We start from the raw sequence: 11,637 nt of genomic DNA on the forward strand, positions 1-11,637 counted from the left end.
ATTTATTTTTATTTTCTAATTCCTCAACTCTCCTTTCCATGTTCTTTATTTTTTTGATTGAGTGAAGGGCGAGCCCTAAAGCTATTCCACCTAAAGTGAATGCTGGAAAAACAAAAAAAGTAAACCATTCCATCTTTTAACACCTCCCTAAAACTACTAAACAATCTGGCCCTTTTCTGGAATAACAGACATTTTCTATTTTTAGATTGCACATCTTCTATCTATATTCCAAAACTCGTCTAAAACTTACAAGTTCTAGAGACTTGAAAAAACACCTAAATTCCCCCTCAAAATAAGCCTTCACAACGTCCAGAAGTTAGTCTAAAATAAAAATACAGAAGTTAATAAACTTTTAGACGAATGAAAAGAGGTTATACATAATGGCTATTATAGGATACGGACGTGTAAGCACCATTGATCAATCATTAGATTTACAGGAAGAGAAGTTAAAAGAATATGGCTGTGAGAAGGTATTCATGGAGAAACAAAGTGGTGCTAAAAGTGATCGTGAGGAACTGATTAAGGCGTTGGACTATTTAAGGGAAGGTGACAAGCTGGTTGTTTACAAAATAGACAGACTAGCTAGGAGTACATTTGATTTACAAAAGATTGCTAAGGAACTCGAAGAACGGGGAATAGCTTTAGTATTCATCAAAGAGCAGATTGATTTTAGTACACCATCAGGAAAGCTAATGTTTACTATGCTGGGGGCTATTGCTGAGTTTGAACGTGATCTAATTAAAGATAGAACGGCAGAAGGCAGGGAACGTGCTAAGGAACAGGGAAAACATATGGGTAGGAAAGGGAAGGATGAGAAGGACGTTAAGAAGGCTTTAAAGCTGTATGATGAAAGAGAATCTAACGGTTTAAGCGTTAATGATATAGCCAAAATGACAGGTGTCCCACGTTCCACTATTTATGCTAAAGTGAAAGAGATGACTAGCGATAGCTAATCGTCTTTTTTCTTGTGGAACTTGGTTGTGTAAAACAAGCGTTAAATCGTACTTAGGGCTAGTTAAAGCAATAATTGATCTTGCGGTTAACCTGCTTAGCCAGTAATGGGGGTACGGAAACGATTCGCAGATTGAGAGGCCACTATGGAAAACACAGCCAAACGTGAACAATTAGACGTTAAATGACAATGAAATTGCTCCATTAAAGGGCGCGATTGCTGAACAATGAGCAGTCGCTTTTTTACTAGGCGGATCCGAATAGTTCTATAAATGATTAGATGTAAATAATTAAGAAACCCAGCTAATCTTCTCATGTGAAGGTAGTTGTTTTTTTTAAGTTGGATGTGCAAAATAAAACTTAAAGTATACGCAAATTATTAGTCAAAGTGACAGGTGTAGGGGAGCTAATATAGGCTTAGTACGGTGGGTTGACAGTTTCACTCCTATCAGTTTAATAAGAATGGTGTGTAATATAAATTCTAAAATCCACTTAAATTGTAATAAATAATAGGAGCTATTATTTACGATTAAGCATTTTTAGAGTGTTACTGTTGTAGCAAGACTTCTATACATATCTAACTAACTTTTACAAAAGTTGGTTAGATGCCGATTATAAATAGAAAAATTCGTAATGTAAATTATAAAAAAAACAATAATAATAAAGTATTTTGATATAAATTATAAAATGGTTATTAATTCATAAAATATTTTTTAGAATTTTCATTATATAATGAAAAAAATCAACCGAGAGGCAAAAAATGAAAGGGGAAACAAATGAAGATGGTAATATTCAAGGCGTCGATATATAAAGTAAAAGGATAATGGTACAGGGAGCCTTTAGGCTCAGTCATTATTCCAGTTGTGATGATCACATTGATTCTTTCCTTTGCTACGTCTACTGTTTCAATGGTCCGCACAATTGCTACGATGTGTACTGTAAACATTCGACATGACGAAGATCCAGCAAAATGGAAAAAGCTTTTGTGGGCACTATCTATTGGGCCATTGCGTTCGTTATGGTAGCCTACGCTGGTGGGGCACAAGGGGTTGATGGTGTTAAGTATCTAGCTGCACTTGGCGGCTCAGCCGTCCTGTTTGTTTTCGTGTTGTAAGTGGTGTCTGTGATTAAAATGTTCTTCATTGATAAAATTGAAAAGTGAAGTAAGGGAGGAGAAAAATATGTATGCCAAAGATAAAAAAAAAGTAACCCTTGGTGAGACGATTAGTCTCGAAGAATTTGTGGCTGTTGCACGTTTTGGTGCCTTAGTTGAATTTTCCGATTGCTACTGTCAACGGGTAGAATTGTCTAGTCAACTCGTCGAAAAGCGGATAAAAGAAGGAAAGGTAATGTACGGTGTCAATACTGGTTTCGGTGCTCTTTCTACAGAGTTGATATCCCCGGAAAAAACGGCTCAATTACAAAGGAATATTCTTCTCTCCCATGCCACGTCAGTAGGAGAACCGCAAGCGGTGGAAGTCGTACGGGCTACGATGCTCATGGTTTTGCAAAATTTGGGACAAGGGTATTCAGGGGTGCGAGTTGAAACTTTGGAAATGTATCGACAGTTTTTAAATCTCCACCTGACCCCTTTTGCCCCCCGGGAAGGATCTGTCGGGTATTTATGTTCGGAAGCCCATATAGCGCTTGTATTGATTGGTGAAGGAATGGCGTATGTGAACGGAGAGCTCCTACCTGCGAAGGAAGCTTTACACAGAGTTGGTATGGAACCTATTGTGCTTTCAGCAAAAGAGGGGTTGGCGCTTATCAACGGGACAACAAGCCCTACAGGCATTGGAGCATTAGCATTGTATGATATGTTAAAGGCGGCTAAGGTCGCCGATATTATCGGATCTATGACTCTAGAGGTGTTAAAGGGAACCACTCGTGCTTTTGACGACCGGTTGATGAGCGTTCGCCCTCATGAGGATCAAAGAAATACCGCGTTTAACATTCGAAAAATGTTAAGCGACTCCATGATTGCCAAGAATTCCGTCGATTATCGATTACAAGATGCGTTGTCTTTGCGTGCTATTCCCCAGCTGCACGGAGCCGCCAAGAAAACACTACACGATGCATGGAAAACGATCGAGATTGAGATGAATGCATGTTGTGACAACCCGATTTTATGGCCAGACGAGGAAAACGGAGGAGCAATATCGGGATGTAATTGTGATTCGTCGTATGTGGGAATCGAGTTAGATTCCGCATGTATTGCTGCAACAGCAATTGCCAAGATGTCAGAGAGGCGGAACAATCGTCTCATTAACGGTCAGCTTTCTGGCTATCCTTCTTTTCTAATACAAAAAGCTGGACTCAACTCTGGACTGATGATTCCACAGTACACACAAGCCGGTCTTTTAAATGATATGAAAATATTATCCCATCCGGCTACGGTGGATAACATCCCAACAAGCGCTGATCAAGAAGATTATGTAGCAATGGGATACAATGCGGCGAAAAAAGCCCGCGAGGTGACGGAAAAGCTTGAATATGTGTTATCTATTGAACTGTTATCTATTTATTCTGCCCATCAGTTCGTGGACAGCAATTTATTACCTGGATCTGCCTCAAGAGCTGTTTTAACCCGGATTGCCCAATCAGTGCCAAAAATGGAGGAAGACACGTACCTTTATCCTCATTTACAAACGTTAAAGGAGATAATCCATTCCGGCGAAATCATCGATTGCGTAGAAGATACGATTGGAAAACTACTTTAGGACCGATTTGGGGTTCCTTAAGGGGTAGCGTCAAGGAAAATGCGGATTTACAACGGTAAAAGTTTTCCATCATAAAAAACCCCGATTTATCTATGAAAAAAAGATAAAATCGGGATTTTTTTTTGAGCGAAATACTTTTCTCTGATTCTAAAAAGGGCATCCACAATGTTTTAAACGGTCCTGGTGTATAGTTGCATTCATCCTTAGTTTACATAACCGTTTTTTTGGCAATATAAAAAGGATCTTCCAAATCGAAAGTCCTTTTATATTGTTTCTTCATCTAAGCTCAGATGTTATTCCATTAAAGGGCGCTTTCCTGGAACAAGGATAAGCGCTTATTTTTCATTTTAGGGCCAGATGATCTATGGATATGCCCGGGTAAGTACGACCCCCTAATGGGTTGGGCTTTTTCATTTTAGGGCCAGATGATCTATGGATATGCCCGGGTAAGTACGACCCCCTAATGGGTTGGGCTTTTTTATTTTTTATGGTATAGCGAAAACTATCAGAACCTTTGTAGAATCTTGTTAATTATGGTTGCTTTACCAGTATGATAGAGGTAAAATTATCAGTAACTTAATAACGAACGGATAAACAAAAAAGCCATTTCCAAATGTTAAGAGTCCTACCTCTCAACGGAAATGACTTTCTCAATTAACCTAGTGTCCTACCACTGGTTAAAGTTTTAGCCCTGACGCAACAGGACTATTTGATACACCTATTATAAACTCTTTGTCTACTGGATTTCAACTAGCAAATGCTAGTATCTTTCATACATATCCGACAAAGTTCTTAATAAGGGCGTTATCTCTTTAACTTGGTAAGCTGACAGGTTAAGAGGTGACGCTTTTTTGTGTTCTGTTCAGGTGCAATTGCCTGAAAGCACCTTAAAAACTGATTGGATAGCCTGCGTTCGTGCAGAGAGTACCTAGTATACTCTTACAAAGTGGGCAACCCTCAATGGATTCCTATTCATCTGTTGGGGGAAGGTGAGAACTACCTTAAAAGGTTCGGGTGGTAGCCATTAGCATTACGGTGCTAGGGAACACGTTCAGCTTGTCGCATAGGGGTGGCTTTATGTAGAGGACAAGCCTTTAGGTAAAGGGCGTGTACGGTGAAAACTGTTGAGTGAATAGGGTCTATACATACGGATACATTGCGAACTGACGCAAGTAAATTAGACGCTTATCCCTCCTATTCTGTTAGATTGCTTTTTTTAGCTTTCTTTCAGTATAGGGGATAAGACTGCCTTCCAGCCGTTTCAATGCTTCACTTCAGCAAGTCAAACACCCTAAGACCTGTCAAGCATAATCAGCTAAATAGTTGAAAGAATTGCTGTTAAGATAACGGGGTTTAGGCATTACCACTACATAAACTTATATTTACTATACAAGCATATATAGTTTGGTGAAAGATAGCCTGGAGTGAAAATGCTTCAGGCTTTTTTCTTTTTAGGGAAAGTTGGGATTCCTTTTTTTTCTGAATGAATAAGAATCTTCTTTAATAATTCTTTGCCTTCTGCTTTAGTCATGTTCACTTTTTGTTTGGCCATGATCCATACTCCTTTTTATTTATTTTGATTGTACAAGTATGGTCTAAATTCAGAATTATTAAACATCTCCCTTTCTACTGGAATAGTTCTTATTTCAGGTTCATATGGATAGTGTACATAGCTTATTTTCACTTTTGGGAGGGGGAAGGACTTATGAAAGAGGGAAGCCAGACAGCAAAAAGAAAAGTCAGATCTGACAAGAAAAGAGATATTAAACCAACTGTTTCGGCTGCTTTAAATGAATGTGTACATAACTTATCGTACATTTTGAATCAGCCTATAAAGGATATAGGGGAAAAAATAATAATGGCAGCTATCAATTCCAGGGAATGTATTGAGAGCTTGTCCATGTATTTCAAAAGAGACTACAGGCACGATAATACGATTTTTAGGGGTGACCTTGAAGCAGAGGTAATTCAGAAGAGAAATATAATACAAAAGGAAAGGTTACATTTAAGATTCAAAGCTTGCGAACATGAAAGAATTTCAGGCTTGGCCTATTCCATGGATTGTAGTGTTAGTTTAGCCACAACTATGCTGCTGATTGCTGGTATTAGAAATCGAGACGTCTTTACACAAATGGTGGATTCAGAGGTAATTCGTTTACTTGATCCGGGAAGGCTTAAAAGTTTAAAGATGATTCAGAAATACATTTCAAAACTGAATGACGAGCACATTTCACTTTTTTCTCTAATTTCATATGTAGCGCATGAAGTAGTGGATACTACAAAAACGCTTCATGAAAAAGTGAATCTTTGGATAGATGATAATATAAAAAATATTGATTAAAATTATATGGAGAATAATGTGTTTCAAGTCAAAACGGGTGAGGAGGAATGAACATGAAAATGTTTAAAATGAGTGCTGTGGCATTGGTCGCTGCGTTGTTGTTCCCTTCTTCTACATTTGCAAGTGGATGGGATTATTTAGGAGAACAAACTCTTTATTCTAATGGCGCTGAAAGTGATCAGTTTCCCTCTACTGGTGGTGATTATAAGATTTGTCGGGATCCTTACGTGGGTCCAGCTGGTAAGTTAAAAGTTGAATTATGGGAGTATGATCCTGACAGTTATAATGATTATGTAGGGGTAAGATATTTAGATCGAGGCGAATGTGGTATTTTCCGGGGTATTGGTAACTTTGTTGATGGAGGAAATGAAGCAGAATTTTTTGCGAAATCAAGGACTAACAGTGATATGCATTTAATCTTTTATGATTAATTCACTAACTGAATGAAAAAAAGACCTGGGATTGATTCGTAAATGCTAAAGGATATCCTTTTAAAATGAGTGCGTAAACACCTTAATATGACTGTTAATATATAAGGTGTTTTAGGTTGAAGTATTTCACTTCAGCCTTTTCTTATGCAGAAAAATATTCAATGTGTAAACTTCTTTAAAAGCTATATTTTCAATATGATTATTTGTGTTTTATAAAGAGCAAAGGTTTTTCACATGGTCCTGAATCCAAAATGAAGAAGGGCTGCTGAATTTTGGAAAGCTGTTTTTTTGTATGGATCAGAACGATTAACGGAAATTATGGACAAGCAAAATGAAAGGTCAGTCGGGAAGGCCATAACAAAGAATAACCTCTGACAACTTTTTTAAGGTTGGACTCAGAGGCAAGGTAGCTACTTTTCACTTAGTAATATCCCCACTAAATCGGATACTATTCATCGGGGCAAGAATCGGGCATGAAGATTAAGAGAAATTTTATTATCTTTCAAAATCTACCCCTCTGCCTTTCTCTCTGCTCACCTTTTTTTCTTGTTTCTCATTCTCTTTCACTTTCAAAAATATTTGAGCTCCATTCACTTCTTGCTCGTCTGTGAAATGCTTTTTTAGTAATCGCTCTCCCATTTTATCTAAGACTTGGGCCTTAAAAGCCCCAACATGATGGCTGAAGTCCTTTACTTTATCTTTGTAATAGCTTTTTACCTTCTCAAGGGTACGAGTTAAAAAAGTATTTTCTCTAACTAATTCTTTATTTTCATCTCTCAAACGATCATTCTCTTTTTTTAACATGCTATTTTCATCTTTTAACCGATCATTTTTTTGCACTTCTTGAATCCAATAGCCCTCAAGTTGCTCAGATTTGATTTTAAGGCCCTCCGAAACTTTAGCTAGGGTTTTAATACCTTCAAAGTCTTCTTGGGCTAATTCGACTGTTCTAGAGCGAACTAAGCCACCCTTCTCTTTTAGTTCCACCTCATCCACTTTTTTAACATGATTTAAAGACTTTCCTAGGTCGCTTAAGCGACCCTCTATGTCCTTAACGGACTTCTCCAGTGATTGCTTATCATTTAGCTTTTCTTTCAATTCATTTTCTAATGATTTTACTTCTTCCTTTACGCTTAATGCTTTGAATCGTTGGGCTTCTATATGCTTTCGGTCACTAGAAACGCCACGCTCTAAATCAAATCCCTTTTTTGTCACATGCTCATGAAATTTATCTTGAAGTTGCTGCAGTTCTGTTTTTTTGCCAAAAAACTGTTTGGCTGCCAATTTACCTTCCAAAGTAATCGGAACCATCCCCACATGCATATGGGGCGTTTTTTCGTCTTTATGTACGACCGCATAGACCATATTTTTTTCACCATAACGATCCTGGAGAAACTTCACGCTTTCTTCAAAGAATCGCTTTTCTTCTTGTGGATCTAGACCATCAAAAAAAGTTTTGTCTGACGTGACGACAAAAGAGCATAGTTTGACCGCATCTTTCCTTATCGCTCGTTCCCCTAAATAGCGTTCATCAATTTCTTGTTGAATGCGCTCGTCATAATCAATCGGAGCATGATTCAACAAATCATAATTCAACGAAGAACGCTCCTTATCAATGTCCATATTCGTCTGACTCTCTTTTTCTCGTTGATTATGAATCTGCATGCCTTTGATGTCCGCACTCTTAAATTTTTTCATATGTATGACCGCAAAACTCATCAAGACCACCCCCAAATATATCTCCCTCTATCCATTGTCCGAGAAAGAACTTTATTTGTAAAGTGGAGCTTACTACACTTTGTACCAAAGTGGTAAGCTCTGCGAGGCGGTTTCGGCTGTACCGAAACCATGCTAAAGCATGGCAAAAACAAGACCGCGGGCTCTTGCCCACACCTAGCCAACGTAGCACGTTGGATCGCAATAAAAACATCAACCCCCACCCCCCAATTCTTGGGGGCACCCTCGCCGGTAGGCAGCTCAAAAGGTGTTTCCTTTTGAGACACCAAGAGGGTCTTGGTGAAGTGAGTCTGTCAACTCCTTATCCTCCCTTCGGTCCGGTACCGTTGACAGACGCCAAATAGAAAAAGGTAATTCAACAGATGCACTCCGAAATTTGGCAGGTGAGGGCATGTCACTAAGCCGAACATACTCAAAACAAAGTTGATTTTGAAACCCTATCAGTATTTTAAAATATCTTTTTCATACACTTTATTCTATTTTTGTGTTATATTTGACATTACATGTAAATATTGGAGGAGTTTTAATGAGTAAAAAATTGATGTATTTAATTAGTTTTGTTTTACTGGTTTCATTTGTATCTTTTGGATTTAATGGTTTAAAAGTTTCAGCTGCAACAAACAATGAAGATACTATGTCTGAAATCGAGGATATTATTGAAAATAACAATTTAGAACTAGTTGATCCTAATTTGATTCCTGAAGATCAAAGATTGAATTTTGATACAATAGAAGAATTTGAAAAATTCATTCAGGAAGATGCCAGTACTTTTAAAGATGAAAATGCTATGATAGAGGATGAAACTAACAAAATTTCTAGACTTGCAACTACCAGTGTGAAAACAAATAAATACATAGAATCTAGTGGTATTGGTAAAATTACAGCTTATGTTAGGTTTACAAAAAATAATTCTACTAAAAAAGTATCTGGCGTGAAGGTATGGAGTGAACAAACGGGCATTCTCATGGGAATTACATATACTCCTAATGATACAGCTTCTTATTATAAAATGAATTCAACTAAAACAGGTGGAACAGCTTATGCAAAGGGTTTAAAGTTATATGGAGTAAATGTTGTTGGACAAGCTGTTGGTTATCAAAAGTCAGTAACATACACTATTAAATTTTAGCATTAAGAAAGGGGAATTATTATGGGTACCACAGAGTCTAGTATTAATTGGTTTGATACGGTATATCAAATTGGCTTTGTAGCTCTTGTAGTTGCAATAGGATTTCTTATATACAAAATTATCAAAATTAAGAGAATGAATAAGCCTAAATAATTTTAATAAAAAAACACCTCGATTTTATCGGGTGTTTTTTTATTAAAACCTTTTCTCCGGTTTAGTAACGGTTAGTTTAAGACAGGACTGTTCGTGGTGACGCGGAGGTCTAAACGGAGTTTCTTTGTTCACTTTCCGATAAGTCGAGCAAAGAAACCCTTTTTTTGAGTATCTGGGTTAGTATCCGGGTTTTCGTTAGCAGCTGCTATTAACTTTTTCTGTTCCTTGGCTTCTTTAATGGCTTTCGTTAATTGATCATCACGTTCGATACTTCCCCTTTCAAACTTTTGGAGCTGTTCGACTAGGGCTTTATTAAAGTTTTCTTGATTCTCCAAGTAAAGTTTAATTTCTTGATTTTCTTCCCTAAGTACGGCTAATTCTTCACGCATAGCCTTTAATTCTTCCGCAATCATTTCCCCTGCTTTCTTTTCGGGCTCAGGCTTGAATGATTCTCCGTCAGTAGCAAAATAATGTTCAATTTGCTTCATAGACCAATTTTGTTCGCGGTGAAGAGCTTGTATCTCTTTGAATCGTTCTATTCCATCACGCTTATAGACGTTATAGCCATTGCCGTTCTTTACGTGAGGGATATATTGGCGCAGCTCTTTAAACCAGTTCCTAATGACGTTTGGGGTTTCATCTATAAAGCTTGCGACTTCTTTAACGGTAAAACCTTTATCCAAGTTAATATCATGCTTTTCCTCACCTTGATTTTCACTTTTATTCACGTTTTTTACCACCTTTCTAATCTAGATCTAAACATGGTTAAGTTGGATAAATAGGGTGGATAAGCAAATTTATAAAGGATTTTATCTATCTCTAAGAGCTATGTATTTATTATTAATCATGAACCTGGTTAAATCCTGCCAGGTATCTAAGTATAAATGAAAAATCAATGTTTTCATAAGGAAAAATACTTGTTTATTAAACGTTCATTTTTTGAGCATTATTATATAATCAGAGAAAAATTTTAAAGACTTCAGCAAGTTTAGCAGTCTAAAGGGATTTAACAACCTGGAGAGAAAATCTTTCGGTGAAGTGTGGATTCCTTTTTAATTGAGTAAATAGGTTGATTTGGTTGAGTTTTGATTTGAATGAAATGCTCCTGCAAATCGGATAACGGTCATGTTTTCTGAAAGATAATTTGAAAGTATGATAAAGTGAATTTTGTTTCATTACTGAAAATAGGCAAATCCCTTATGTACCAAGGGTTTAATAAGCAATTATAATCTGCTGCAGGAATCAATCTAAATGGAATTAGTAGAGTTTTAATTTGTTAAAGCATCCTTCGGTGTTGCTTTTTTATTGGTGTTGCTTTTTATTAGATAACAGTCTAAAACTTATAAGTTCTAGAGACTTGAAAAAACACCTCAATTCCCCTTGTCACTTTAGGAGTTATTTTGCACTATAAGCAAATATAAAAAAGCCCAATTTCTCATTTTTAACTTAAAATTGGGCTTTATCGTTCCTCAAGAAAAGCGCCCTTTTATGGAATAATCATTGTAAAAATCCACTTAAAGTTTAGCTGGGACACTTTATTGAAAAGTCATAGATTTATTTATTTTTATTTTCTAATTCCTCAACTCTCCTTTCCATGTTCTTTATTTTTTTGATTGAGTGAAGGGCGAGCCCTAAAGCTATTCCACCTAAAGTGAATGCTGGAAAAACAAAAAAAGTAAACCATTCCATCTTTTAACACCTCCCTAAAACTACTAAACAATCTGGCCCTTTTCTGGAATAACAGACATTTTCTATTTTTAGATTGCACATCTTCTATCTATATTCCAAAACTCGTCTAAAACTTACAAGTTCTAGAGACTTGAAAAAACACCTAAATTCCCCCTCAAAATAAGCCTTCACAACGTCCAGAAGTTAGTCTAAAATAAAAATACAGAAGTTAATAAACTTTTAGACGAATGAAAAGAGGTTATACATAATGGCTATTATAGGATACGGACGTGTAAGCACCATTGATCAATCATTAGATTTACAGGAAGAGAAGTTAAAAGAATATGGCTGTGAGAAGGTATTCATGGAGAAACAAAGTGGTGCTAAAAGTGATCGTGAGGAACTGATTAAGGCGTTGGACTATTTAAGGGAAGGTGACAAGCTGGTTGTTTACAAAATAGACAGACTAGCTAGGAGTACATTTGATTTACAAAAGATTGCTAAGGA

General features: G+C 36.9%; 11 protein-coding genes. 8 read left to right on the forward strand and 3 right to left on the reverse strand.

All coding sequences use genetic code 11. The features are described from left to right. Nucleotides 1-380: 380 nt before the first annotated feature. The 6 genes from LQ203_RS26795 to LQ203_RS26815 all read left to right on the forward strand — a co-directional run bounded on the left by LQ203_RS26795 (nt 381) and on the right by LQ203_RS26815 (nt 6,443). A complete protein-coding gene (locus tag LQ203_RS26795; RefSeq protein WP_230162905.1) occupies nt 381-953 on the forward strand; it encodes a recombinase family protein in 573 nt (190 codons plus the stop codon). A gap of 864 nt (nt 954-1,817) precedes the next feature. Next, nucleotides 1,818-1,976, forward strand: a complete 159-nt coding sequence (locus LQ203_RS26800; RefSeq protein WP_230162907.1) for a hypothetical protein — start codon at nt 1,818-1,820, stop codon at nt 1,974-1,976. Beyond that, nucleotides 1,937-2,065: a hypothetical protein gene (locus LQ203_RS27610; RefSeq protein WP_290370659.1), complete on the forward strand. Its 129-nt coding sequence runs from the start codon at nt 1,937-1,939 to the stop codon at nt 2,063-2,065. The genes LQ203_RS26800 and LQ203_RS27610 overlap by 40 nt, the downstream gene beginning before the upstream one ends. A gap of 28 nt (nt 2,066-2,093) precedes the next feature. Beyond that, on the forward strand, nt 2,094-3,671 hold the full coding sequence (locus tag LQ203_RS26805) for an aromatic amino acid ammonia-lyase (RefSeq protein WP_230162909.1): 1,578 nt from the start codon (nt 2,094-2,096) through the stop codon (nt 3,669-3,671). A gap of 1,705 nt (nt 3,672-5,376) precedes the next feature. Beyond that, nucleotides 5,377-6,012, forward strand: a complete 636-nt coding sequence (locus LQ203_RS26810) for a hypothetical protein (protein ID WP_230162911.1) — start codon at nt 5,377-5,379, stop codon at nt 6,010-6,012. A gap of 53 nt (nt 6,013-6,065) precedes the next feature. Then, entirely contained in the window at nt 6,066-6,443 is a 378-nt protein-coding gene (locus tag LQ203_RS26815; protein WP_230162914.1) for a hypothetical protein, read from the forward strand. Nucleotides 6,444-6,938: 495 nt separating this feature from the next. Here LQ203_RS26815 and mobV read toward each other — a convergent pair whose 3' ends face one another. Continuing rightward, nucleotides 6,939-8,162: a MobV family relaxase gene (mobV, locus tag LQ203_RS26820; RefSeq protein WP_290370658.1), complete on the reverse strand. Its 1,224-nt coding sequence runs from the start codon at nt 8,160-8,162 to the stop codon at nt 6,939-6,941. 544 nt (nt 8,163-8,706) lie between these two features. Between mobV and LQ203_RS26825 the strand changes: the two genes are divergently transcribed. Continuing rightward, a complete protein-coding gene (locus LQ203_RS26825) occupies nt 8,707-9,309 on the forward strand; it encodes a hypothetical protein (RefSeq protein ID WP_230162917.1) in 603 nt (200 codons plus the stop codon). A 281-nt stretch (nt 9,310-9,590) separates the two neighbouring features. On the opposite strand, the gene LQ203_RS26830 is transcribed toward LQ203_RS26825, so the two are convergent. After that, nucleotides 9,591-10,190 carry a MerR family transcriptional regulator gene (locus LQ203_RS26830; protein ID WP_230162919.1) on the reverse strand — a complete coding sequence of 200 codons (600 nt, stop codon included), beginning with the start codon at nt 10,188-10,190 and terminating at the stop codon, nt 9,591-9,593. 826 nt (nt 10,191-11,016) lie between these two features. Continuing rightward, nucleotides 11,017-11,151 (reverse strand): hypothetical protein, encoded by a 135-nt coding sequence (locus tag LQ203_RS27615; RefSeq protein ID WP_269083778.1) that lies wholly within the window; start codon nt 11,149-11,151, stop codon nt 11,017-11,019. Between the two features lie 247 nt (nt 11,152-11,398). Between LQ203_RS27615 and LQ203_RS26835 the strand changes: the two genes are divergently transcribed. Continuing rightward, nucleotides 11,399-11,637 (forward strand): recombinase family protein (locus LQ203_RS26835; RefSeq protein WP_230162921.1); only part of this gene is annotated, 239 nt, incomplete at its 3' end.

It is taken from the genome of Peribacillus sp. Bi96 (assembly GCF_918698115.1).
GTDB lineage: Bacteria > Bacillota > Bacilli > Bacillales > DSM-1321 > Peribacillus.

Coding starts and splice junctions, on each gene's coding strand:
- LQ203_RS26810 (WP_230162911.1), top strand. CDS start 5,377: ATGAAAGAGGGAAGCCAGACAGCAAAAAGAAAAGTCAGATCTGACAAG.
- mobV (WP_290370658.1), bottom strand. CDS start 8,162: ATGAGTTTTGCGGTCATACATATGAAAAAATTTAAGAGTGCGGACATC.
- LQ203_RS27615 (WP_269083778.1), bottom strand. CDS start 11,151: ATGGAATGGTTTACTTTTTTTGTTTTTCCAGCATTCACTTTAGGTGGA.
- LQ203_RS26815 (WP_230162914.1), top strand. CDS start 6,066: ATGAAAATGTTTAAAATGAGTGCTGTGGCATTGGTCGCTGCGTTGTTG.
- LQ203_RS26825 (WP_230162917.1), top strand. CDS start 8,707: ATGAGTAAAAAATTGATGTATTTAATTAGTTTTGTTTTACTGGTTTCA.
- LQ203_RS26795 (WP_230162905.1), top strand. CDS start 381: ATGGCTATTATAGGATACGGACGTGTAAGCACCATTGATCAATCATTA.
- LQ203_RS26800 (WP_230162907.1), top strand. CDS start 1,818: ATGATCACATTGATTCTTTCCTTTGCTACGTCTACTGTTTCAATGGTC.